Consider the following 22,904-nt stretch of genomic DNA (forward strand, 5'->3'; position numbering starts at 1 on the left):
GGATGACAAATTTCCCTCTCACGCTAACGCTGCCCGATGAAATCGACACGATCGCGTTAGCGAACCACATCGCGCCTTTGCTCAATCCGGGCGATACACTGCTGCTTGATGGACCCATCGGCGCAGGAAAATCTGCGTTTGCGCGGGCGTTAATCCGCGCGCGGTTGGGCCGGATGGAGGATGTCCCGTCACCGACATTTACGCTGGTCCAGACATATGAAGCACCCGATGGCGATATCTGGCACTGCGATCTTTACCGTCTAACGCACCCTGATGAGGCGTTCGAACTGGGGCTGGACGAGGCGTTTTCGACCGCAATCTGTCTGATTGAATGGCCAGACCGGCTTGGTGCTGATATACCGTCAAACGCGCTGAACCTCACATTTTCAGCAGGGCACACCGCGCATTCTGTAAAGATTGACGCAACAGCGGACTGGCAACAGCGCCTCAGAGGTATCCTATGACCGAACGGGCAGACATCATCGACAGGTTTATCGCGGACTCTGCTTGGGCAGCTTGGGCGCGCCATCCATTAGCCGGAGACGCCTCGGCACGCAGGTACGAAAGGTTGGTCAATGGCCAGCATTCCGTCATCGTAATGGATGCGCCGCCGGAAACGGGCCTGTCCACACAACCTTTTGCCGACATGACACGGTTCCTGCGGGACACCGGTCTTTGTCCGCCCGAAATTTTGGCACATGATGCAGATCGTGGAATTATGGTTCTGTCTGACCTTGGGAAAAACGATTTCGCACAATGGCTGACAATGCACCCGCATGAAAACACGACGCTTTACCGCGCCGCAGTTGACGTATTGATCAAGGTCGAAAGGGAAATCTGGCCGTCTGGATTGACCAAAATGACACCCGAAGTTGGTGCAAATATGGTCGAAATTACCGGCGAATTTTACGCCGGGCATCCGTTACCTGATCTGATAACCGCGGTGGGAAAGGCGTTAGAAGCCCACGCGCCTGATGCAAATACCCTTGCCTTGCGCGATTTCCACGCAGAGAATTTGATCTGGCGACCAGATCAAACCGGGATTAACCGCGTTGGATTGCTGGATTATCAGGACGCATTCGTTGCACCCAGCGGCTATGATCTTGTGTCTCTTTTGCGGGATGTCCGCCGCGATATCGACCCCAAGTTTGCCAACGATATGACCGCTTATTATATCGAAAATGCCAACGCCGGTCCGGACTTTAGGGCGCAACTTGCGATTTTGGGTGTGCAGCGCAACCTGCGCATATTGGGTGTTTTTGCGCGCCTGTCGGTGGAAGCGGGCAAAAAGCGCTATATTGAACTGATCCCGCGCGTTTGGAAAAATCTGATGCACGATCTTGACCATCCCACCTTGAAAAAAGAGCTGGCGCAGGTTGTGAACGACACGTTGCCCGTACCCAACACGTCTACCCTTGCTAGGCTGCGCGCATGACCATGCCAGTTTTGCTTTTCGCAGCCGGGCTAGGGACCCGGATGGGTTCGCTGACCGCACACCAACCCAAGCCGTTGGTGCGCGTAGCAGGGCGCGCGCTCATTGATCACGCATTGGCACAAACAAATACGGCAGGTGTCGGGAAAAGAGTTGTGAACGTTCATTACAAGGCGGACATGATACGCGATCACCTTGCGGGTCAGGATATCGCCATTTCGGATGAAACCGACGCGCTGCTTGAAACCGGGGGCGGTTTGCGACACGCGTTGCCGTTGCTTGGCGCGGGGCCGGTCATTACCTTGAACACGGATGCCGTTTGGCGTGGGTCAAACCCCATTGCTACCCTGATCGACCACTGGCGCGACGACATGGATGCCCTGCTGCTGATGGTCGAAAAACATAATGTTCACGGGCATTTAGGTAAGGGGGATTTTCGCATCGATTCAGACGGACGCCTAAGCCGCGCCCCTGATGTGATATACACAGGCGTACAAATTATCCGCCCGGACGTGCTGCACACGGTTGCTGAAACGGCATTTTCATTGAACGTCGCATGGGACAAAATTGCGGCGCGCGGTGGTCTGTTTGGCACAACTTATAACGGAAAATGGTGCGATGTCGGCCAGCCCGATAGCATTCCGATAGCCGAGGCAATGTTGCATGTTTGATCCGACCGACACACCACGCGTTTTCGGCTGTAGCATGGGCGTCGATTTCGCGCAGTCGTTGGTAACGGGCCTTTTAGCGCGCGGAACAAACATGACCCCCGAAGAATGGGCGCGCACAGAAATATACGTCAACACCAGCCGCATGCAGCGCCGCATCGGCGAAGTTTTTGACGCGGGCCCAGCGCGGCTTTTGCCACGCATCAAGCTGGTCACAGATCTGGCGAAGGATCCAGTTTCCCTCAAGATTCCACCCGCGATTTCCCCGCTGCGACGCAGGCTTGAACTGCTGCAATTTGTGTCCAAACTGCTGGATCAGGAACCCGATCTTGCGCCGCGTGCGGCCCTGTTTGACTTGTCCGATAGTCTGGCCAAACTGATGGATGAAATGCAGGGCGAAGGGGTCAGCCCGGGCATCATCGACGCCCTTGATGTCAGCGATCAATCCGGGCATTGGGACCGCGCACTGCGGTTTTTGCGGATCATCGCCCCGTTTTTCGGCACAGCCAATGATGCCCCTGACCAAGAAGCACGGCAAAGGCTGGTGATCGAAGCCCGTGCAGCCAGCTGGGCTGAAAACCCGCCAACCCATCCTATCATCGTGGCTGGTTCCACAGGGTCGCGCGGCGCAACTGCACTGTTTATGCAGGCGGTTTCAAAGCTGCCGCAGGGTGCGATTATCCTGCCCGGTTTCGATTTTGATCTACCCGATCCCGTATGGCAGGCCATGGACGACGAAATGACCGCCGAAGATCACCCGCAATTCCGTTTCCGGCGGCTGATGGAGGTGATCGGTTTTTCCCGGCAAGACCTAAAAAGCTGGGCCGATATTGCGCCCGTGCATCCCGCACGCAACCGGCTGATATCGCTGTCGCTACGCCCCGCACCTGTGACCAGTCAGTGGCTAGAGGAGGGGCCGCATCTGGGTGATCTTATCGCCGCCACCCAAGGTCTGACCCTGGTCGAGGCAGCATCCCCGCGTGCAGAGGCCGAAACCATTGCGCTGCGGCTGCGCCAAGCCGTCGACGACGGGATCACCGCGGCGCTGATTTCGCCCGACAGGATGCTCACGCGGCAGGTCACGGCTGCACTGGATCGCTGGGACATCAAACCTGATGATAGTGCGGGTGTACCGCTGCAATTGTCTCCGCCTGGCCGGCTACTGCGCCATGTGGGCGATATGTTTGGCAAACCACTGACCGGTGAAATGCTGCTGACGGTCCTCAAGCACCCACTGTGCAACGCTGCAGATCGCGGGCCGCATGTGCTGCGCACCCACGAACTTGAACTTTATTTGCGCCGCTACGGTCCGCCGTTTCCGACATCTGAGACACTTCAGATCTGGGCGTCAAAAGGCGAAGGCCGTACCGATTGGGCCAACTGGCTGTCTGAAACCGTGATTGGACATGAAACACCGCGCGCCCTGACGTTAGCTGATCATCTTGCGCGGCACCTGACATTGGCGGAACAGCTTTGTGCAGGGCCCAACGCCACAGGCGCGGGCGAGCTTTGGCGCGAGGCGGCTGGCCGCGAGGCGCAGCGTGTGTGCAATGACATCGCCGAAAACGCCGACGCTGCCGGGGTCATGGATACCAAAGATTACACCACCCTTTTCAGCGCGATCTTGTCCACTGGCGTGGTGCGCGAACGCGATACCGGGCATCCGCAGGTGCTGATCTGGGGCACGCTAGAGGCGCGTGTACAAGGCGTTGATCTGACCATTCTGGGCGGGATGAACGATGGGGTGTGGCCCGAAGCACCGCCGCCAGACCCATGGCTTAACCGGGTGATGCGCGCCAAAGCAGGGCTTTTGCTGCCCGAACGGCGCATCGGTCTGTCGGCCCATGACTACCAACAGGCAGTTGCTGGATCAGAGGTCTGGATCACGCGCGCGAAACGCTCTGCTGATGCGGAAACGGTGCCATCACGCTGGGTTAACCGCCTGACAAACCTGCTCCGGGGGTTACCCGCCCAAAACGGCGATACAGCCCTGGCCGAGATGCGTCAGCGTGGCGAAAAATGGACCCAGATGGCCGCGAAACTTTCGGCGCCGACAGACCGCACCGCGCCCGCACCGCGCCCGTCGCCATGTCCGCCGATCAGCGCGCGCCCCGATCATCTATCGGTCACACAGATCAAAACCCTGATCCGCGATCCATTTGCGATATACGCCCGCAAAGTGTTGGGACTTGATCCACTGGACCCACTGGTGCCCACAGCAGATGCACCATTACGCGGGACCATCGTGCATAAAATTCTCGAAGATTTCATCGCCGCAGGATACGCGCCGGATGACCGCGATGCGCTGATGCAGCTTACCCGAAATCACTTTACTGAAATGTGCCCTTGGCCCACGATCCGCGCGCAATGGATCACGCGCATGGACAAGGTCGCGGATAAATTTCTGGCCGATGAGGTCGCGCGTCAAGAATTGAGCGACAAACGGATTATCGAAAGCAAAGGCGAGATCGTCGTGCCCAATGTCGCCGTAACCCTAACCTGCAAGGCCGACCGCATCGACATTACGCCACAAGGCGAAGCCTTGATTTATGACTATAAAACCGGCGTCGTGCCTACCGGCCCGCAGCAGGAAAACTTTGACAAGCAACTGCTGCTAGAGGCGGCGATGGTAGAACGCGGCGCGTTTGACAAACTGGGTGCCACCCCGGTGAAATCCGCGCAGTTCATCGGCGTGAACCCGGCCATGCGCAACGTCGACGCCCCCCTTGCCAAACAACCGCCCGACCAAGTCTGGGCCGAATTGGAGACGCTATTTGCCAACTGGCAACGCATTGACCGCGGCTATACCGCACGGCTCGCACTGTTTTCGAAAACCGATTTCAGTCCCTATGATCACTTGGCCCGGTACGGCGAATGGGACACCAGCGACGATCCCGTACCACTGGCGCTGACATGATCCGCGATGCCGCCTCTCAACGCCAGGTTGATGCCGCCGATCCAGGTACATCAACGTGGCTATCTGCAAACGCCGGGTCGGGAAAAACCCGCGTGCTCACAGACCGCGTAGCACGGTTACTGCTGGAAAAAGTGTCACCACAGAACATTTTATGCCTGACCTACACCAAAGCGGCCGCCGCCGAGATGCAGAACCGCCTGTTCAAGCGGCTTGGCGAATGGGCGATGATGGCAGACGCCGATTTGCGGGCCGATCTGCAAGCTTTGGGCGTGGATCGCGTGATCGACGACACCCAACTGCGCGAAGCACGGACCCTATTCGCCCGTGCGATTGAAACGCCGGGCGGCCTGAAAATCCAAACCATCCATTCGTTTTGCGCGGGTATCTTGCGCCGCTTCCCCCTAGAGGCGCAGGTCAGCCCGCAGTTTCGGGAAATGGAAGACCGCGCCGCAGAATTACTGCGCGCCGAGGTGATGGACGATCTGATAACCGGCCCACATGCCCCGATTTTGCAAGAGGCGTTTCATCATTTCACGGGCGCCGATCTGTCACAACTGACCGCCGAAGTGGCAAGCAAACGTGACGCGTTAGCCACTGGCGCGGACCGGGCGCAAATCTGCGCAACGCTTGGTTTGCCCCCCGACGCACGCCGCGATGACGCGCTAGCACTGGCGTTTCAGGGTGGTGAATCCAGCATCGTCGAAAGCCTCCAACAGGCGTTTCGTACTGCTTCAAAATCCTACCAGACCTTTGCGGCCACGCTGGGCGCGATTGACCTCGAAAATCCGAGCTGGGCTGGATTGGAAACGCTTTGTGGTCTGTTCCTTTACGCGGGAACAGCAAATTCTAAGTCGGTAAATTTCCCACAGTCCAACCACAAAGCAGCGGTCGAGGCGATGGAACCTATCGCCGAAGCCGTTCACGACTGGATGGATCGTGTTGCCGCCGCAAAACAATACCTGTGGGCGATTGACGCGCTTGAACGCACGCTGGTGATTTACAAATTTGCCGCAGTTTTCATCCCTGCCTATGAACAGCGGAAACTGCTTCTGGGCGCGCTTGATTTCGATGATTTGATCCGCAAGGCCAAAGCGCTGTTGACGGACCGCGATGTGGCGCAATGGGTGCTGTTCCGGCTGGATGGTGGCATTGACCACGTTCTGGTCGACGAAGCCCAAGACACCAGCCCAACCCAATGGGCCGTGATCGAACACTTAACCCAAGAATTCGCAAGCGGCGAGGGCGCGCGGACTGATCAGGCGCGCACTATCTTTGTTGTCGGTGATAAAAAACAGTCGATTTATTCATTCCAAGGCGCCGATCCCGCCGCCTTTGACCAGATGAAAGCCCATTTTCGCGATGCTCACCGTGCGGTTGATAAACCGTTCGAGGTGACGTCTCTTGACCATTCGTTCCGGTCATCGCAAGCAATTCTATCAGTCGTTGATGCGACATTTTCCGGAGATCGGGCCGCTGGTATGGACGACAGCCTGACCCATATCGCGTTCAAGGAAAACATGCCGGGACGGGTCGATCTTTGGCCCGTCGTGGAAAAGGCCAGCCAAGACGAAAAACGCAACTGGTATGACCCCGTTGATCTGCCAAGCGAAACTGATCACACAGTTCTGATGGCAAACCGGGTTGCAGCACAGATCAAACGGATGATCGCGCAAGACACATTACCCGACGAAATAGGGAACACCGGCATCTATCGCCGCCGTCCCATTACCGAAGGCGATTTTCTGATCCTCGTGCAGCGGCGGTCTGATCTGTTTGCAGAAATTATCCGCGCGTGCAAAGCGGCTAATCTTAACATCGCAGGCGCTGACCGACTGCGCGTCGGTGCAGAACTGGCGGTCAAGGATCTCGGGGCGTTGCTCAATTTTCTGGCCCTGCCAGAGGATGATCTGTCATTGGCTGCCGCGCTACGATCCCCTTTGTTCGGTTGGTCAGAGCAAGACCTGTTCACATTGGCCTACCACCGCCCTGCCAAAGGATTCCTGTGGCCAGCATTGCGCGATTCAGCACATTTGGACACCTTGGCGGTGTTAGACGACCTGCGCCGCGAGGCAGATTTTTTGCGTCCCTACGATTTGATCGAACGTATCCTGATCCGCCATGATGGTCGCCGCAATCTGCTTGCGCGGTTGGGGCCTGAGGCCGAAGATGGCATTGACGCGCTGCTTTCTCAGGCCTTGGCTTATGAAAGCACGGGCATCCCCAGCCTGACGGGATTTCTGACGTGGATGGAAACCGACGACCTAGAGGTTAAGCGCCAGATGGACGCGCAAGGCGACCGTATCCGTGTGATGACAGTGCATGGGTCCAAGGGGCTCGAGGCTCCGATTGTCATTCTGCCCGACACCGCCAAACGCGATGTGAAGGTGAACGATGAATTGCTTCAGGCCGAGGATCATCTGGTTTGGAAAACCAGCACCGCTGCGTCACCACCCGCGATGACCGATATCCGCGACACCTTTGTGGCCAAGCAAACGCGCGAACGGATGCGCCTGCTTTATGTCGCGATGACACGCGCCGAAAAATGGCTGATCGTTGGGGCGGCAGGGGACGTTGGTGAAGGGGACGCCAGTTGGTATAACATCGTCGCCGAAGGTATGCGCGCCCGCGGCGATACCGAAGTGACGGTGGATGATATGTTGGTGCGCCGTGTCGCGCATCTGGATTGGGACGCAGGTGAAATGCACAGGCCTGACACTGCCCCGGTCAGCGATGTTTCTGTGCCTGTATTTGGCCCGTTAGCTGAATTAAGCGCCACAAAAACCTTGTCGCCATCAGATTTCCCCGGCGCCAAGATCGTCCCGGGCGACCCCGCCAGCGACAGTGAAGACGACGCAAAGGACCGCGGCACCAAGATCCATTTGCTGCTAGAGTACCTGCCGCTGGCCGCGCCGGCGGATAGGGTCGCATTGGGCGAACGGCTGGTCCCCGGTGCACCCGAAATGATATCGCAGGTCATTGCACTGCTGGAACAAAAGGATTTAGGCCACCTGTGGACGGCGTCGGCCCTGACTGAAATCGACATTACCGCCGACATCGTCGGGCTGGGCCGTATCAATGGCACGATTGATCGCCTGATCATCACAGATGGTCACGTGCTCGCGATTGATTACAAGTCAAACCAGATCGTTCCGGGCAGTGCCGCTGAAACCCCGTTGGGGGTGATGCGCCAAATGGCGGCCTATGATGCTGCGTTGCGACAGGTTTATCCCGACCACACAATCGAGGTTGCCATTTTATGGACGATTGACGGCACTTTGATGCATCTGCCCGCAGACTTGCTTCATCAGACGTTGAATGGGCTTACGATGCCTTGACCAATGGGGTCGGGGTTCTTACGTTCAGTTTCCAATGATTTGCGCCAAGGAGTAACCTAATGGCAACCGTACCCGTCACCGATGCGACCTTTGATGCCGAAGTCCGTCAATCAGATATTCCAGTCGTTGTAGACTTCTGGGCAGAATGGTGTGGCCCATGCCGCCAGATCGGTCCCGCACTGGAAGAACTGTCTGCCGAATACGACGGCAAGATTAAAATCGTCAAAGTGAACGTCGACGAAAACCCAAATTCGCCAGCCCAATTGGGTGTGCGCGGCATTCCCGCCCTGTTTATGTTCAAGAACGGCGAAGTCGTCTCGAACAAAACAGGCGCAGCACCAAAAGCTGTTCTTGAAGGTTGGATCAAAGAATCGATCTAAGGTTTTTCAACTTATCTGATGAATTCGGGCGCCCGTTGTGGCGCCCTTTTTCGTTTCAAACGGGCCAACCGTGCCTGCGCAAAACGCGCCGGATCACTTTTTCCGCTTCTGGCCTGCCCGCGTTGATCGCGTGCTGTTGCAAAAACCAATTCAGATAGGCCGCATAATCTGGCGCGTGATCGGGCACCGCGTCAAACGCCGATGCTACCCCCATCTGCCTGACATTCAACGCGATGTGGTGAAATTCGCTTTGGGCGAACAAGACCAGCGGTTTTTTCAAAAAATAGCCCATGAAGCCTGCGCCGGAATTCTGGGTGACGATGTAATCACACGTCAGCAAAGGGTCTGTGGACCCCCCCACGGCCAACACGAGCCGGTCATATTGTTTTTCAAGCGCCTCTAATGCTGCCAAATCTTCGGGGCTATAAACCTCTCTTGGATGCAGGGTTGCCAAAACATTGCGGGTCGGGTCATGCTCTAAAACGGCCTCGATCATCGCAATCGGGGGGCAGGCCTGAAACGATCTTTGTTCGGTTAATTGGCCCTGTAACGGCACATAGATAAATCCGTCCCGGGTCGGTGCGCGATCAAATAGCCGCTTGCACCATCGCTGGTGAAAGCCCGTAGATTTGGTGGATGACTGCAAGCTGGGGTCGAATGTTTCTTGCGCGACTGGCCACTCCCATCGCTTTGCCTGCTTCTCGATATGCCAAAACGGGTAAATATACGTTTTGCGAAACGTCAGGCCGCGATCATCAATCGGATCACCCATCAAAACCAAGCTACGCCCCGGTCGCGATAAGGCGCGTAACCGCGCCATCATATCGTCATCGTCAAACGCCACGGTAAGCCCGGCGTCATGTAAAACCTTGCTTACGATTTTGATAAAATTGTGGTTCCCGCTTTCCGCTTGTTGGCGCAGGCTTGCATGCAAATAAAATGTGACAATGTTTTCTTCGGTCATATAGCAGACGCTATCGCCACCGCGGCCCATCGACAAGCCACCGGGGTTGTTTGCGCGTGTAATGCCCGCCATATATGCACCAACCCGCAAGGAGCAGACGATGGCAAAAGACGAATTTCCCGGATGGCACGGCACCACAATTATCGGCGTGCGCAAAGGCGGCAAGGTTGTGATCGCCGGTGATGGTCAGGTCAGTCTTGGCCAGACGGTGATCAAAGGCACTGCGCGCAAGGTTCGGCGCCTGTCACCGGGTGGGCAGGACGTGGTCGCTGGCTTTGCCGGATCGACCGCTGACGCATTCACATTGCTTGAACGGCTTGAAAAAAAGCTAGAGGCCACACCCGGTCAACTGGCCCGCGCAAGCGTCGAGTTGGCGAAAGATTGGCGCACTGACAAGTACCTGCAAAAGCTGGAAGCCATGTTGATCGTGACCGATGGAAAAGACCTGTTTGTTATCACGGGCGCAGGTGATGTGCTGGAACCCGAACACGACATTGCTGCGATCGGGTCCGGGGGTAACTTCGCACTCGCTGCTGGACGTGCGTTGATGGATACCGATCTGGATGCCGAAGCAGTCGCACGCAAGGCAATGGCGATTGCCGCTGATATTTGTGTTTACACCAACGGAAAGCTGACCGTCGAAAGCATTAGTGAGAATATCGGCGCCTAATCCGAACCTCATTATCAGGTGATGCATCTACCCTGCTGGGGGGTGCTGAAATTTGATCGTTCCATACCGCCGACACGCTGTCGAATGATGGTTGCACGATCGAATACGCAATCTGTTCCCAGCACAAATTTTCGGTCTGCCGCACCATCAAAAAACAAAATAAGACCGTGAAAATCCGTAAAACACAAACCGGTGCGGGTTTGTGAACAGCTGCAATTTAGGTCAAATTCGACAGCAACCCCTTGGACCTGCGCCGAAGACGTCTTAGGTGTTTCAGGCAAATGAGGATTCATATGATTGATCGAAACGACATTCGCGCCGCTGTCAGCAGCGGTTTAATCAATGAAAAGCAGGCAGCTGGTCTGGTTACCCTTGCCGATAGTCGGCGTGGGGCGCGCGAAAATCTTTCCGCTGGCGATGAACCTTTTGAATTGTTCCGCGGCTTCAACGAGATATTTATCGTTATTGGACTGTTGATCCTATCGGTTGGCTGGATGGGTGTCGTTGGCGTGGCACTGGGCGGCAGCATCGTGAATGTTCAGCAATATGCCGTCGTCGTTGCCCTGACTGGGGCAGGTTTGCTGTGGCTGTTGTCTGAATATTTTGTGCGCAGACGCCGCATGGTCGCGCCCGCAATTGCGCTGTCGATCATGTTTGCGATCAACGCAGCATCAGGGCTGATCGCTGCGATGTCAGAACCCTTTATGATCGCGCAAAATGACTATAGCAGCGTACCACTACCGCTATTCCTCGCGACGCTATCGGTCCTTGTGTATTGGTGGCGATTCCGGGTGCCGTTTGCGATGGCGATGATCGCGGTCGGCCTGTTCGTCGTCTCGGTGGTGTTTACAGCCAGCCAAGGTGGCGAAATTCGCGATATCAGCGATTTCTTTTTGCTTTCTGCGGGGGGGCCATTTGCAGTGATCACGCTTGTGTTGGGCCTGCTGGTGTTCGCCGTCGCAATGGCGTTTGACATGAGCGACCCACATCGCGTCACACGGCGCAGCGCCAACGGATTTTGGCTGCACGTGGTGGCCGCGCCCGCGCTTGTCAACACTGTGGCACTGTCGTTGCTGGACCGTGACACCACAGGCGCAAACCTGGTGTTGCTGATCTTTCTTGCGCTTTTCGCCATTGTCGCGATTGTGATCGACCGCAGGTCGTTCCTGATTGCCGCCATCGGCTATATCGTGACCTTGGCCGCGACAGTCCTTGATGGGGATGGTGCCGCGCTGACGGTTCTCATCCTTGGGGTTGTCCTGCTTTTGCTGGGTGCGTTCTGGGAAAAGATCCGCGCCCGCATTCTTAAATTGATGCCCGGCTTTGTACCCCTGCACCGCCTTCCCCCCATTCATTCCTAAGGACTGACATGACCGACCTGACCCCCCGTGAAATCGTTTCCGAGCTTGACCGTTTTATCATCGGGCAGCATGACGCCAAACGCGCTGTGGCTGTGGCCTTGCGCAACCGTTGGCGGCGCAAACAGTTGGGCGACGATCTGCGCGACGAAGTGTATCCCAAAAACATCCTGATGATCGGGCCCACCGGCGTCGGTAAAACCGAAATATCGCGGCGGTTGGCGAAACTTGCGCGAGCGCCATTCATCAAGGTCGAAGCGACGAAATTTACCGAAGTCGGCTATGTTGGCCGCGATGTGGAACAGATCATCCGCGACCTGATGGATACCGCGATTTTGGATACCCGCGAACATATGCGCGAAGACGTCAAAGCCAAAGCGCGCGAAGCGGCCGAAGAACGGGTGATCACCGCCGTGGCTGGGACTGACGCCCGCGAAGGCACCCGCGAGATGTTTCGCAAAAAGCTTAAGGCGGGCGATCTGGATAATACCGTCATCGAACTGGAACTGGCCGATACCTCTAACCCTATGGGCGGGTTCGAAATTCCCGGCCAACCCGGCGGAATGGGTGGCATGATGAATTTGGGCGAACTGTTCGGTAAAATGGGCGGGCGCACTGTCAAAAAGCGCATGACCGTCGCCGAAAGCTATGGCGCGCTGATCGCGGACGAGGCCGACAAACTGCTGGACGATGAAACCGTGACGAAGGCCGCGCTGGAAGCGGTCGAACAAAACGGCATCGTGTTTCTGGATGAAATCGACAAAGTCTGCGCCCGCGCTGACGCTCGTGGCGCTGATGTATCCCGCGAAGGTGTGCAGCGTGACCTGCTGCCCCTGATCGAAGGCACCACCGTCAGCACCAAACACGGCCCGATCAAAACCGATCATATTCTGTTCATCGCGTCAGGTGCGTTCCATGTGGCTAAACCATCGGATTTGTTGCCTGAATTGCAAGGCCGTTTGCCGATCCGCGTGGAACTGCGCGCACTGACCGAAGAAGATTTCGTGCGCATCTTGACCGAAACCGACAATGCGCTGACCTTGCAATATACCGCCCTGATGCAAACCGAGGCGGTCACCGTGACCTTTACGCCCGACGGGATCAAGGCGCTTGCCAAAATCGCGGCAGAGGTCAACGAGGCGGTAGAAAATATCGGCGCGCGGCGTCTCTATACGGTGATGGAACGCGTATTCGAGGATCTGTCGTTCAACGCCCCTGATCGGGGTGGTGAAGAGGTCGCGGTCAACGCCGCCTTCGTAGAAGAGCACCTTGGCGCGCTGTCGCGATCAACAGACCTAAGCCGGTATGTGTTGTGATCGGGGTTTAACGCGCCTCCTAGGATAACGCCCTATTCTTCGGAAAATGCACGATTGGCATCGTGTCACGCATGTGCTCCGAAATGGGGCATGCGCGGCGATCTAAAAATGTGAGGCGGGCGCGCCGACCTTGTTGTCACTGCGGTTAAGTGACTGCGGAATTTGGGATCGGTCTTGTTGGTGAGATCGATTCAGAAACCTCGCCGGCGCGACCTTAACTTTGGTTGAAAGCCTTGCCTGTGACAAAGGTCTAAAAGCTAAAATCTGCCAGAATAAAGGTCATCGCTTTGTCTCGCGATGGCTTCATTGATGAAGGCCTGTCAGCTATCCGTAGCTTTTTGCCCTTTCCCTTCCGCATGTTGCGGATCACAAAGGCGCAATGACCCCTTTGAAAACCTATCTCACTTTTGTTCGCGAAAATGCGCCTTACCTTCTGGTTGGGGCCATTTTGGTGTTTTTGTCCAGTTTCGGGCAGACCTTTCTGATTGCAGTCTTTGCCGGTGAAATTCGTGCGGAATATGGGCTGAGCAACGGACAGTGGGGTCTGCTTTATATGGTCAGCACTATGGCCTCTGCCGGGGTGATGATCTTTGCGGGCGGGCTGACAGACACATTTCGCGTGCGCAGTTTGGGCGTTGTTGTCCTGCTGTGTCTGGCAATGGCCTGCCTTGCCATGGCGTTTAATACCCATGTGATTGGGCTTGCGCTTGTCATTTTTTGTCTGCGGTTTTTTGGCCAAGGCATGAGCAGCACAATTTCCATTGTTGCGATTTCGCGCTGGTTTATCGCAACACGTGGGCGGGCGCTGGCGATTTCCACATTGGGGTTTGTGCTGGCCGAAGCTGCGTTGCCTGTCAGCACCGTTTGGATGAAAACCTATGTCCCCTGGCGGATGATGTGGGTCGGGTTTGCGGTGTTTATCGTCATCATGACCCCGATCCTGTGGCGGTTGCTGCGGTTGGAACGCACGCCGCAATCCAGCACCAAAAGCGACAGCGCGACGGGCATGGACGGGCGGCACTGGACCCGCGCACAGGCGCTGCGGCATCCATTGTTCTGGACGCTGGCACCGGCGATGACGCTGTTTCCGATGTTTGCCACAGCATTCTGGTTCCATCAGGTCCATTTTGCAGAAATCAAAGGCTGGAATTATCTGTCACTGGTGGCGGTATTTCCGCTGGGAACCTTTGCTTTTATGGGGTCCAATTTCCTGTTTGGCTGGGCCGTTGATAAATACGGCGTCGGTCGGCTGTTGCCGATTTATCTGCTGCCATATTCAGTTGCGTTCATCCTGCACGCTTTCGCACCAACGATTGCATGGTCCGCGCTGGGTGTGATCTTGATGGGGATCGCTGGCGGTGGCCAGTCAACCCTGCCCGGATCGGTCTGGAGCACCTATTACGGCACCGCCAACATCGGCGCGATCAAATCGGCGGCGGTGGCGATGATGGTTCTGGGGTCGGCGATTGGGCCCGGGATGTCGGGGGCGTTGATTGACGCGGGATTGGGGTTTGAAACCCAGTTGTTGATCTATTCCGCAACCTTTGTGATTGCATCGCTCGCTATGTTGCCCGCGATCAGGGCAGCCCAAGCCCGCCTAACGGCTGCGGCGTAAATAGACGTAATAGGCCCCGTGCCCGCCATGTTTCAGGTGGGCGGGCGTGACCTGCAAAATCGCGTGGTTCATCGGGGGCATCGCCATCCACTGCGGCACTTGATGGCGCAAAACCCCGTTGCGGGTGGGGATCGGGCCGCCATCGTCGCGGTCTTTGCCTTTGCCGGTTATCACCAGCACCAGACGCCGCCCGATCGCATGTGACCCAAGGATAAAGGCGACCAATTCGGGGTGAGCTTCGGCGATGGTCATGCCGTGCAGGTCGATCCGTGCCTCTGGAGCGATTTTCCCACGGGTCATTTTGCCGTAAGATTTGTGATCCATATTGACCGGCGCCCGCGCGAGCCTGTCTGTGAGTTTCGGCAAAATGTCGTGCGGCCGATGGGGATTCACGGCTTGGCCGACTTTGAATTGCGGTAGCGGCGCAAAGCTGGGTGTTTGCGGTTTGGGTGCAGCTTTGGGTTGGGGCGGCTGTTTGACTTGGGCCTGTGGCGCAAGTGGTTTCGCACGTTCAGCCACACGGTCCCACAGGGCGCGTTCCTCTTCGGAAAGATGTCTGGGCCGCCGCATTATGCCACACCCGGCAGCAGGGCGACCATGCGACCACCGTCGTTGACCTGACCCGCCTGATGTCCAGCGACAGCACCAGTGCCAAAGAAAATATCGGCGCGCTGCGCACCCTTGATTGCTGATCCAGTGTCTTGGGCCACCGTCAGGCGCGCCATGCCGGTGCGTTCAATCCACACGGGCGTACCAAGCGGCGTGAACGCAGGATCAACCGCGATCGAGCGCAACGCGCTGATCGCACAGCCTTGCGCCCCAATCGGACCGTGGTCAGAAGGAATGTCGGTAATTTCGCGAAAGAACACATAGCTGTGGTTTTCCCACAGGATCGCCGCCCCGTTTTGGCGGACGTAGGCGCGGATCGTTTCAGGGGACACCGTTTCAAGAGACAGATCACCGCGCGCAATCAGCACTTTGCCGATCGAGGTATAAGGATGCCCGTTTTTGGCGGCAAATCCGACGCGCATTGCGCTGCCATCGGGCATGGTGATCCGGCCAGATCCCTGCACCTGCAAAAAGAACAGATCGACGGGATCAGCTAGCCACGCCAATGCAGGACGCGCTGCGCCTTCATCAATCTGGCGGCGGGTCAGATAGGGGGCATTTTGGTCAAAATCCGCCGGGATTGGATAGATCGGAACGGAAAAATCTTGGGTTTTTACACGCGACCCAATCAATTCCGGCTCATAATATCCGGTGAAAACCATCGGCCGACCGTCTTCGATCAAGGTTGGTTGAAAGTGGGTTTCGAAAAAAGCGCGGGCAGTAGGGGCCGTCGCTGCGCGATCTTGCCATTCAGCGCCGGCAGGGCTGGCAAGAAAAACATCAAGGGCGGCCTGATGGTCATCAGCCGCCCAATCTTTCAAATCGTCAAACGATAGCGTTGTATATGTCGGTTCCGCCATCGGCCTGACTGCACCTTATTCGCCTGTTGCAACAAGCTGCCAGTTGGGATCGCCAGCATCCATGTCGCGGGCAAAGGTCCAGGTGTCTTTCTGGCGCTTCACTTCTTTGTCGCTACCTTCCACGATATCGCCAGCGTTATCACGCACCACAGATGTCATTTCAGATTTAAACCGCACGGTGATTTCACCCGTTTTGGTGGACTCATCAAATTCAGCTGCGGCCAACGACATATCGCTGATCCCGATAAAGTTCGCGTGGACAGTCAAACCCTTGTTTTTACGGTCGTCTACGACCGAGGCAAAAGCATCGTATACATCATCCGAAATGAAGGGTTTGATCGACGCCAGATCACCATTTTCAAACGCCATCAAAATCATTTCATATGCACCACGGGCGCCGCCCAGAAATTCTGTGACGTTAAAGGAAGGATCGACACGTTTCATCGCTGCCAGCGCCTTTGCTGCCGCGCTTTCTGCGGCAATATGATCGGTAATATCCAGATCAGGGCCGCCTTCGATCACGTCGAAATCGGGGCGCTTGCTACGGCGTTCTTCTTTGGGTGCATGCACTGCGGGTTTTTCAAACCCCTCGCGCGTGCCCAAAACGCCACGCAGTTTCAGGATCAAAAACACAGCAATGCCCGCAAGCACCAACAGTTCTAGATAAGAGTTCATCCGGACCTCGTTCAGAGTGGGGCATGGAAACATCCCCGGTTGATCCCTATGTAGGTGTTCAACAGGGCCAAGTCCACCTTGGGCCAACATTGGTTTAGAAAGGCACAAAAGATGTGGCTATTGCTTGCTTTTATAGCAATTCCGTTGATCGAAATCAGCTTGTTCATTCAGGTGGGTGGGATCATCGGGATTTGGTGGACGCTGTTGATTGTATTCGCAACCGCAATTGCCGGATCTTATCTGGTGCGCCAACAAGGGCTTCGCGAACTGGCCAAGCTTCAGCAGTCTTTTTCACAGCTTCAGGACCCTTCTGAGCCGCTCGCCAATGGGGCGATGATTTTGTTTGCTGGCGCACTATTGCTGACGCCGGGGTTTTTCACAGATGCCGTGGGGTTGTCGCTTTTGGTGCCCCAGATCAGACAGGCCGCGTTTGTGTGGATGCGCAAGCGGGTAAAATTCGCCAGCTTTGTAACAAGCCCGACACCTCAAAGCCGTCCCAGTCATGTGATTGATGGCGAATTTGAAGAGATAAATACCGATAAAACGCCGTCAGACTGGACCCGGCATTGAGCCTGCCAGCGTTGACTGCTACGAACACGCCAACCAAATTTAACCGGAGCAGTTTCTTATGTCTGATACCCCCGAAAACGGTGCGGCCCCTGCACAGCCCGTCCAAGTGAACAGCCGCGTGCTTGCCCAATATATCCGCGACATGTCGTTTGAAAACATTCTGGCGCAAAAAGGCGTGTCCGGCGATGCACAGCCCGAAATTCAGGTTCAGGTGAACTTGGACGCGCGAAAGCGGACCGCTGACAACCAGTACGAAGTCATTACAAAGCTGAACATCACCAGCAAAACCAAAGAAAAGGGCGAACCGCTGTTCGTTCTGGAAATTGAATATGCGGGTGTGTTTTTGGTCGAAGGTGTGCCCGAGGCACAAATGCACCCTTACCTGCTGATCGAATGCCCGCGCATTACCTTCCCATTCCTGCGCCGCATCGTTAGCGACGTCACACGCGACGGCGGTTTCCCACCGCTGAACCTTGAAACCATTGATTTCTTGTCGCTGTACCGGTCTGAACTGGCCCGCCGTGCAGAAGCTGAAAAAGCAGCGGCGCCCGTCGTTAACTAAACTTTTTCCAAACAGCGTCGTCGCCCAGTTTTGCCACAAAGGCAGCGTGGGCGGCGACTTCTTCGGCTGTCAATTTTGACGGCAAAGCGTGGGGGCGCGGGGTCGGTCGCCAGTCTTGGGATATACCTGACGCATTGCGCGTGCGTGTATCCGACGCCAAGGCAAAGTCCGGCTGCCGCCCGCCGATCAATTCCAGATAAACTTCGGCCAGAATTTCGCTGTCCAGCAACGCGCCGTGCAATGTGCGCGACGAATTATCGATACCAAAGCGACGGCAAAGCGCATCAAGCGACGCCGGAGAGCCGGGGAATTTGCGCCGTGCAATAGCAAGCGTATCCAAGGCCTGATCCATCGGCAGCAATGGTCGACCAACCCAACCCAGTTCGGCATTCAGGAATTTCATATCGAATGCAGCGTTGTGGATGACCATTTTGGCGTTGCCGACAAAATCAACAAAGCCCTGCGCGATGTCTTTGAAAACCGGCTTATCGCGCAAAGTTTCCTGACCCGGTTTGGGCTGCTGCGGTGGTTCGAGCAAATCAGGACCAATTCCGTGAATGCCAAAGGCACCCGCAGGCATCGACCGTTCGGGGTTGATATACTGATGATACGTCCGGCCCGTTGGCATATGGTTCAACAGTTCGACAGCACCGATTTCCACGATCCGGTCACCTTCGCCGGGTTCGAATCCTGTGGTTTCGGTATCAAGAACGATTTCACGCATCAGTGGGGCCCTTTAGCTTTGCGATCAGTTTTTGCACAGCGGTGCGGGTGCCGTCCAGCGTCAGCGTTTCAATCACATGATCCGCGCGATCACGTTTTTTAGCGTCGGGCATCTGGCGGGCCATAAGGGTCTGAAACTGCTGTTCCGTCATGCCCGCACGGGACATGACCCGAGATTTTTGAACCTCGGCTGGGACCGAGACAACCAAAACTGAATCGAGCCAATCATCTGCATTGGTTTCAAAAAGCAAAGGCATATCAAACACAAGCAACGGGTCATCATGCGTGTCCATAAACGCCTGTCTGTTTTGGGCGACAAGCGGATGCACGATGGTTTCCAGCCGGGTAATGACCGCAGGATCAGCCGCTATCAACGCCTTGAGGGCGTCACGCGACACAGCATTGTCCCGGATGGCATCGGGATAAACAGCGGAAATGGGTCCAACCGCCGCGCCGCCCTGGGCATAAAGGTCGTGTACAGTTGCGTCTGCATCCCACACAGGAACTCCCGCGTCACGAAACATCTGTGCCGTGGAGGATTTTCCCATCCCGATCGACCCGGTCAAACCCAAAAGATAGGTCATGCAAGGACGGCTTGCCGGGTTGCTTCATCAACTTCGGGGCGCTTTCCGAACCAACGTTCAAACCCGGGGACACCCTGATGCAACAACATACCCAACCCGTCGACCGTCAGACAGCCCGCGGCCTCGGCCGCATCAAGGAACGGGGTGCGTAAGGGATTGTAAACAATATCCGTGACCACCGTTTCGGGACGCAAGTTATCAAGCGACATTTTAAATTCTGGACCACCCTTCATACCAAGCGACGTGGTGTTAATCAGAACATGGGCCTCTGGCAGGGCAGCGGATGCCTGAACCCAATCCACAACGCGGATGCGCGATCCAAAATCTGCTCGCAAAGCCTCGGCATTTGCACGGGTGCGGTTGGTCAAAATGATTTCAGGCGCGCCAGCATCGGCCAGTGCAACAATAATCGCGCGTGCGGCACCACCAGCACCAAGGATCATCGCGGGTCCAGATTTGGCATCCCAGTCTGGCGCGCCCTGACGCAAGTTAGAAATAAAACCGTAACCATCTGTATTGTCAGCAAAAATACGCCCATCTTCTTTGAAGATCAGTGTGTTTGCCGCACCGACAAGCGTCGCACGGTCGGTAATCTGATCCGCGATCTGCAAAACGCTTACCTTATGGGGCAGCGTGATATTTGCGCCAACAAACCCTTGGGCGGGCAACGCGCGCAGCGTTTTTTCAAGGTCTTGCTCTGTGACTTTAAGCGCTGTGTATGACCCGTCCAGCCCATAGCGTTCCAGCCAAAAGCTGTGCAGCTTGGGTGACAAAGAATGGGAAATAGGATTCCCGATAACACAGGCGCGCGGAAATTGGGTCATGATGGCAATGTCCCGCGAAGCGACAGGTAAGACAAGAGTTCCAGCAACGGAAGGCCGAGCACAGTGAAATAATCTCCTTCAATGCGTGTAAAAAGTCGCACTCCTTCCTCCTCTAGCTTGTAGGCACCGACCGCGTGCCGGATGCTTTCCCAGTTTCTGGCGACATAATCGGCCAAATAGGCATCCGAAGATTCGCGCATATGCAAACGCACAACACCAACATGGCGCCAAACCGGTTTCCCGTCGCCATAAATGACCGCAGCGGACAGCAACTGATGCGGCTTGCCACGTAACGATTGCAGCTGTGCAAACGCCTGTTCCTGATTTTCGGGTTTGCTAAGAATGTCGCGGCCGATAGCAAGAATCTGATCACAGCCGATGACCAAAGCATCGGGGTGTTTTGCGGCCACGCGTTGGGCTTTCATCTCGGCTAGGGTGTCCGCAATATCGCGGGGCGAGGCGGAATCTGCCTGTAGCGATTGTCTGATTGTGTCTTCATCTATGCGGGCAACAACGGTGGTGAAATCGACGCCGGCGTTGCGCAGCAATGTCGCGCGAATGTCAGAACCAGAGGCCAAAATGATGGATGTCGTCATGTGGATAACCTTTTGGAAAAACCCTGTGTCAGTCTGCGGGCGACCTGTGGGGCAATCAGACGATCGCCAGGGCCTGTGTATCGATCGCGACTTATGCCTGTGGTTATGCCCATTTTTCCACGGTGGGAAAGGATAAGTCGGTCCTGTGGAGGAATCGGCCGCAAAGACAGAGTCAATGTTACAACAGTTTGTGTTCTGGAAAAATATATATCATCTATGTCTTTGTTTTATATAGAATATATTTTTTGTTCTTGCTTTGACCTAAGGGCCGTTAAATTTCCCCAGCTTGGGGATAAGTCTGCGGATGAAAAAATAAACCACAGAAAATGCGATGACTACGAACATCATCATCTTTTCTTTCTATATATAATTATTAAGAAAGAAGTGACGGGAACTGGCGGGCTACATGATTGAATTTCTAAATCCGTATTATGACTGGATCAAAGCCGTGCATGTCATGGCGGTCATCGCGTGGATGGCTGGTATGTTCTATCTGCCGCGGTTGTTTGTGTATCATGCAGAGCGGGCAACTGTCGGGTCAGAGCTAGATGCCACATTCCAGATTATGGAAGAAAAACTGCTAAAGGTGATCATCAATCCGGCGATGATTGCTGCGTGGATTGCAGGGCTGATCATGATCGCGCTTGGCGCGTTTGATTGGGGGTCGGTCTGGTCATGGGCAAAGCTGATATCGGTTATCCTGATGTCCGGGTTTCATGGCTGGCTAAGCAAACGGCGCAAAGAGTTCGCGGCAGGCACCAACACGCGCTCTGGGCGCACCTACAGGCTCGCAAACGAGATCCCGACAGTGCTGATGGTCGTTATCGTCGTTGCAGTGATTGTGCGGCCATTTTAAGCCTATATTGACTTGGCAGGTGTGGGGGCCTATGTCTGCGGGCACTTCCCGTCCGGGACAGATTTTTCCGTTTTAATCGACAAAGACACCGACATACCGTTCGGTGATGGATTTTATGATGAGCATACGCCGTTTGAACCTTGCTGACCTTAAGGCACAAAGCCCGAAAGAATTGTTAGCGCAGGCTGAAGAGCTGGAGATCGAAAACGCATCGACAATGCGCAAGGGCGACATGATGTTCGCCATTTTGCGTGAACGCGCCGACGAAGAATGGGTGATCGGCGGCGACGGTGTTCTAGAAGTCTTGCAGGACGGGTTTGGATTTTTGCGGTCACCAGAGGCAAACTATCTACCCGGACCCGACGATATTTACGTGTCCCCCGACATGATCCGGCAATATTCGTTGCGCACTGGCGACACCGTTGAAGGCGTGATGAAAGAACCAAACGACAACGAGCGTTATTTTGCGCTGACGTCGGTCGAACAAATCAACTTTGAAGATCCCGAAAAGGCCAAACACAAGGTCGCCTTTGATAACCTCACACCGCTTTATCCTGATGAGCGGCTGAAAATGGAAGTCGAAGATCCAACTATCAAAGATCGTTCTGCGCGGATCATTGATTTGGTGACGCCAATCGGGAAAGGTCAGCGGTGTTTGATCGTGGCGCCACCACGGACCGGTAAGACCGTTCTGCTACAAAACATTGCGAATTCCATCGAAAAAAATCACCCAGAGATTTATCTGATCGTGCTGCTTATCGACGAACGGCCCGAAGAGGTGACCGACATGCAGCGGTCTGTGAAGGGCGAAGTTGTTTCATCGACCTTTGATGAACCGGCCACGCGGCACGTGGCTGTTTCGGAAATGGTGATCGAAAAGGCAAAACGCCTGGTCGAGCACAAGCGTGATGTTGTGATCCTGTTGGATTCGATCACGCGTCTGGGACGGGCGTTTAACACGACTGTGCCGTCGTCGGGTAAAGTTCTGACTGGTGGTGTCGACGCCAACGCGTTGCAACGGCCAAAACGGTTCTTTGGTGCTGCCCGGAACATCGAAGAAGGCGGATCGCTGACGATCATCGCGACCGCATTGATCGATACCGGAAGCCGGATGGACGAGGTCATCTTTGAAGAATTCAAAGGGACCGGTAATTCTGAAATCGTGCTGGATCGCAAAGTGGCTGACAAGCGGGTCTTCCCGGCGATAGACATTTTGAAATCCGGTACGCGCAAAGAAGAGTTGTTGGTTGAAAAGGGCGATTTGGCTAAGACATACGTCTTGCGTCGGATTTTGAACCCAATGGGGACCACGGATGCTATCGAATTCTTGATCGGAAAATTGAAGCAGACGAAGACAAATTCGGACTTCTTCGATTCGATGAACACGTAA

Annotated in this window: 22 protein-coding genes; 14 read left to right on the forward strand and 8 right to left on the reverse strand. The window is 55.6% G+C overall.

Annotated elements, in window-relative coordinates; all coding sequences use genetic code 11:
* The first annotated feature begins 2 nt into the window (after window positions 1-2).
* From tsaE to trxA, 6 genes are read left to right on the forward strand one after another with little or no spacing between them, the layout of a single operon-like run.
* Entirely contained in the window at window positions 3-464 is a 462-nt protein-coding gene (gene tsaE, locus ACXJGX_RS07635; RefSeq protein WP_474780232.1) for a tRNA (adenosine(37)-N6)-threonylcarbamoyltransferase complex ATPase subunit type 1 TsaE, read from the forward strand.
* Window positions 461-1,435: an aminoglycoside phosphotransferase family protein gene (locus ACXJGX_RS07640; RefSeq protein WP_474780234.1), complete on the forward strand. Its 975-nt coding sequence runs from the start codon at window positions 461-463 to the stop codon at window positions 1,433-1,435. Before tsaE ends, ACXJGX_RS07640 begins: the two co-directional genes overlap by 4 nt.
* Complete coding sequence (locus ACXJGX_RS07645) at window positions 1,432-2,103, forward strand: nucleotidyltransferase family protein (protein WP_474780236.1); 672 nt, start codon at window positions 1,432-1,434, stop codon at window positions 2,101-2,103. The genes ACXJGX_RS07640 and ACXJGX_RS07645 overlap by 4 nt, the downstream gene beginning before the upstream one ends.
* Window positions 2,096-5,017 carry a double-strand break repair protein AddB gene (gene addB / locus ACXJGX_RS07650; RefSeq protein ID WP_474780238.1) on the forward strand — a complete coding sequence of 974 codons (2,922 nt, stop codon included), beginning with the start codon at window positions 2,096-2,098 and terminating at the stop codon, window positions 5,015-5,017. The genes ACXJGX_RS07645 and addB overlap by 8 nt, the downstream gene beginning before the upstream one ends.
* Entirely contained in the window at window positions 5,014-8,352 is a 3,339-nt protein-coding gene (addA, locus tag ACXJGX_RS07655; protein ID WP_474780240.1) for a double-strand break repair helicase AddA, read from the forward strand. Before addB ends, addA begins: the two co-directional genes overlap by 4 nt.
* A 59-nt stretch (window positions 8,353-8,411) precedes the next feature.
* Window positions 8,412-8,732, forward strand: coding sequence for a thioredoxin (gene trxA / locus ACXJGX_RS07660; protein ID WP_474780241.1), 321 nt, complete (start codon window positions 8,412-8,414; stop codon window positions 8,730-8,732).
* Between the two features lie 55 nt (window positions 8,733-8,787).
* On the opposite strand, the gene ACXJGX_RS07665 is transcribed toward trxA, so the two are convergent.
* Window positions 8,788-9,768: a hypothetical protein gene (locus ACXJGX_RS07665; protein ID WP_474780243.1), complete on the reverse strand. Its 981-nt coding sequence runs from the start codon at window positions 9,766-9,768 to the stop codon at window positions 8,788-8,790.
* Window positions 9,769-9,796: 28 nt separating this feature from the next.
* Between ACXJGX_RS07665 and hslV the strand changes: the two genes are divergently transcribed.
* The 4 genes from hslV to ACXJGX_RS07685 all read left to right on the forward strand — a co-directional run bounded on the left by hslV (window position 9,797) and on the right by ACXJGX_RS07685 (window position 14,655).
* Window positions 9,797-10,366: an ATP-dependent protease subunit HslV gene (hslV, locus tag ACXJGX_RS07670; RefSeq protein ID WP_474780245.1), complete on the forward strand. Its 570-nt coding sequence runs from the start codon at window positions 9,797-9,799 to the stop codon at window positions 10,364-10,366.
* 293 nt (window positions 10,367-10,659) lie between these two features.
* Window positions 10,660-11,727 carry a hypothetical protein gene (locus tag ACXJGX_RS07675; RefSeq protein ID WP_474780247.1) on the forward strand — a complete coding sequence of 356 codons (1,068 nt, stop codon included), beginning with the start codon at window positions 10,660-10,662 and terminating at the stop codon, window positions 11,725-11,727.
* An 8-nt stretch (window positions 11,728-11,735) separates the two neighbouring features.
* Complete coding sequence (gene hslU, locus ACXJGX_RS07680; protein WP_474780248.1) at window positions 11,736-13,040, forward strand: ATP-dependent protease ATPase subunit HslU; 1,305 nt, start codon at window positions 11,736-11,738, stop codon at window positions 13,038-13,040.
* Between the two features lie 379 nt (window positions 13,041-13,419).
* Window positions 13,420-14,655 carry an MFS transporter gene (locus ACXJGX_RS07685; RefSeq protein ID WP_474780250.1) on the forward strand — a complete coding sequence of 412 codons (1,236 nt, stop codon included), beginning with the start codon at window positions 13,420-13,422 and terminating at the stop codon, window positions 14,653-14,655.
* Here the strand turns inward: ACXJGX_RS07685 and ACXJGX_RS07690 are convergent.
* From ACXJGX_RS07690 to ACXJGX_RS07700, 3 genes are read right to left on the reverse strand one after another with little or no spacing between them, the layout of a single operon-like run.
* Window positions 14,638-15,225: a Smr/MutS family protein gene (locus ACXJGX_RS07690; protein WP_474780252.1), complete on the reverse strand. Its 588-nt coding sequence runs from the start codon at window positions 15,223-15,225 to the stop codon at window positions 14,638-14,640. The genes ACXJGX_RS07685 and ACXJGX_RS07690 overlap by 18 nt on opposite strands.
* Window positions 15,225-16,124, reverse strand: a complete 900-nt coding sequence (mltA, locus tag ACXJGX_RS07695; protein ID WP_474780254.1) for a murein transglycosylase A — start codon at window positions 16,122-16,124, stop codon at window positions 15,225-15,227. Before mltA ends, ACXJGX_RS07690 begins: the two co-directional genes overlap by 1 nt.
* Window positions 16,125-16,139: 15 nt before the next feature.
* On the reverse strand, window positions 16,140-16,799 hold the full coding sequence (locus ACXJGX_RS07700) for a Tim44/TimA family putative adaptor protein (RefSeq protein ID WP_474780256.1): 660 nt from the start codon (window positions 16,797-16,799) through the stop codon (window positions 16,140-16,142).
* Window positions 16,800-16,910: 111 nt separating this feature from the next.
* Here ACXJGX_RS07700 and ACXJGX_RS07705 point away from each other — a divergent pair, with 111 nt between their 5' ends.
* Together ACXJGX_RS07705 and secB are read left to right on the forward strand one after the other, a co-directional pair.
* Window positions 16,911-17,369 (forward strand): FxsA family protein, encoded by a 459-nt coding sequence (locus ACXJGX_RS07705; RefSeq protein WP_474780258.1) that lies wholly within the window; start codon window positions 16,911-16,913, stop codon window positions 17,367-17,369.
* Between the two features lie 58 nt (window positions 17,370-17,427).
* Entirely contained in the window at window positions 17,428-17,931 is a 504-nt protein-coding gene (gene secB, locus ACXJGX_RS07710; protein ID WP_474780260.1) for a protein-export chaperone SecB, read from the forward strand.
* Here secB and dnaQ read toward each other — a convergent pair.
* Genes dnaQ through ACXJGX_RS07730 form a run of 4 tightly spaced genes read right to left on the reverse strand, consistent with a single transcriptional unit; the run spans window position 17,924 to window position 20,658 of the window.
* Window positions 17,924-18,655: a DNA polymerase III subunit epsilon gene (gene dnaQ / locus ACXJGX_RS07715; RefSeq protein WP_474780262.1), complete on the reverse strand. Its 732-nt coding sequence runs from the start codon at window positions 18,653-18,655 to the stop codon at window positions 17,924-17,926. The genes secB and dnaQ overlap by 8 nt on opposite strands.
* Window positions 18,648-19,238 (reverse strand): dephospho-CoA kinase, encoded by a 591-nt coding sequence (gene coaE, locus ACXJGX_RS07720; protein WP_474780264.1) that lies wholly within the window; start codon window positions 19,236-19,238, stop codon window positions 18,648-18,650. The genes dnaQ and coaE overlap by 8 nt, the downstream gene beginning before the upstream one ends.
* Window positions 19,235-20,062, reverse strand: a complete 828-nt coding sequence (locus ACXJGX_RS07725; protein ID WP_474780266.1) for a shikimate dehydrogenase — start codon at window positions 20,060-20,062, stop codon at window positions 19,235-19,237. The genes coaE and ACXJGX_RS07725 overlap by 4 nt, the downstream gene beginning before the upstream one ends.
* Complete coding sequence (locus tag ACXJGX_RS07730; RefSeq protein WP_474780268.1) at window positions 20,059-20,658, reverse strand: Maf family protein; 600 nt, start codon at window positions 20,656-20,658, stop codon at window positions 20,059-20,061. The genes ACXJGX_RS07725 and ACXJGX_RS07730 overlap by 4 nt, the downstream gene beginning before the upstream one ends.
* A gap of 406 nt (window positions 20,659-21,064) precedes the next feature.
* Here ACXJGX_RS07730 and hemJ point away from each other — a divergent pair, with 406 nt between their 5' ends.
* A complete protein-coding gene (gene hemJ, locus ACXJGX_RS07735) occupies window positions 21,065-21,514 on the forward strand; it encodes a protoporphyrinogen oxidase HemJ (protein WP_474780270.1) in 450 nt (149 codons plus the stop codon).
* 118 nt (window positions 21,515-21,632) lie between these two features.
* Complete coding sequence (gene rho, locus ACXJGX_RS07740) at window positions 21,633-22,904, forward strand: transcription termination factor Rho (RefSeq protein WP_474780772.1); 1,272 nt, start codon at window positions 21,633-21,635, stop codon at window positions 22,902-22,904.

Source organism: Yoonia sp. SWMV100, from assembly GCF_056108365.1.

Excerpts from the sequence above, each read along its gene's own strand:
- tsaE (WP_474780232.1), top strand. The coding sequence starts at position 3 with ATGACAAATTTCCCTCTCACGCTAACGCTGCCCGATGAAATCGACACG.
- ACXJGX_RS07640 (WP_474780234.1), top strand. The coding sequence starts at position 461 with ATGACCGAACGGGCAGACATCATCGACAGGTTTATCGCGGACTCTGCT.
- ACXJGX_RS07645 (WP_474780236.1), top strand. The coding sequence starts at position 1,432 with ATGACCATGCCAGTTTTGCTTTTCGCAGCCGGGCTAGGGACCCGGATG.
- addB (WP_474780238.1), top strand. The coding sequence starts at position 2,096 with ATGTTTGATCCGACCGACACACCACGCGTTTTCGGCTGTAGCATGGGC.
- addA (WP_474780240.1), top strand. The coding sequence starts at position 5,014 with ATGATCCGCGATGCCGCCTCTCAACGCCAGGTTGATGCCGCCGATCCA.
- trxA (WP_474780241.1), top strand. The coding sequence starts at position 8,412 with ATGGCAACCGTACCCGTCACCGATGCGACCTTTGATGCCGAAGTCCGT.
- ACXJGX_RS07665 (WP_474780243.1), bottom strand. The coding sequence starts at position 9,768 with ATGGCGGGCATTACACGCGCAAACAACCCCGGTGGCTTGTCGATGGGC.
- hslV (WP_474780245.1), top strand. The coding sequence starts at position 9,797 with ATGGCAAAAGACGAATTTCCCGGATGGCACGGCACCACAATTATCGGC.
- ACXJGX_RS07675 (WP_474780247.1), top strand. The coding sequence starts at position 10,660 with ATGATTGATCGAAACGACATTCGCGCCGCTGTCAGCAGCGGTTTAATC.
- hslU (WP_474780248.1), top strand. The coding sequence starts at position 11,736 with ATGACCGACCTGACCCCCCGTGAAATCGTTTCCGAGCTTGACCGTTTT.
- ACXJGX_RS07685 (WP_474780250.1), top strand. The coding sequence starts at position 13,420 with ATGACCCCTTTGAAAACCTATCTCACTTTTGTTCGCGAAAATGCGCCT.
- ACXJGX_RS07690 (WP_474780252.1), bottom strand. The coding sequence starts at position 15,225 with ATGCGGCGGCCCAGACATCTTTCCGAAGAGGAACGCGCCCTGTGGGAC.
- mltA (WP_474780254.1), bottom strand. The coding sequence starts at position 16,124 with ATGGCGGAACCGACATATACAACGCTATCGTTTGACGATTTGAAAGAT.
- ACXJGX_RS07700 (WP_474780256.1), bottom strand. The coding sequence starts at position 16,799 with ATGAACTCTTATCTAGAACTGTTGGTGCTTGCGGGCATTGCTGTGTTT.
- ACXJGX_RS07705 (WP_474780258.1), top strand. The coding sequence starts at position 16,911 with ATGTGGCTATTGCTTGCTTTTATAGCAATTCCGTTGATCGAAATCAGC.
- secB (WP_474780260.1), top strand. The coding sequence starts at position 17,428 with ATGTCTGATACCCCCGAAAACGGTGCGGCCCCTGCACAGCCCGTCCAA.
- dnaQ (WP_474780262.1), bottom strand. The coding sequence starts at position 18,655 with ATGCGTGAAATCGTTCTTGATACCGAAACCACAGGATTCGAACCCGGC.
- coaE (WP_474780264.1), bottom strand. The coding sequence starts at position 19,238 with ATGACCTATCTTTTGGGTTTGACCGGGTCGATCGGGATGGGAAAATCC.
- ACXJGX_RS07725 (WP_474780266.1), bottom strand. The coding sequence starts at position 20,062 with ATGACCCAATTTCCGCGCGCCTGTGTTATCGGGAATCCTATTTCCCAT.
- ACXJGX_RS07730 (WP_474780268.1), bottom strand. The coding sequence starts at position 20,658 with ATGACGACATCCATCATTTTGGCCTCTGGTTCTGACATTCGCGCGACA.
- hemJ (WP_474780270.1), top strand. The coding sequence starts at position 21,065 with ATGATTGAATTTCTAAATCCGTATTATGACTGGATCAAAGCCGTGCAT.
- rho (WP_474780772.1), top strand. The coding sequence starts at position 21,633 with ATGAGCATACGCCGTTTGAACCTTGCTGACCTTAAGGCACAAAGCCCG.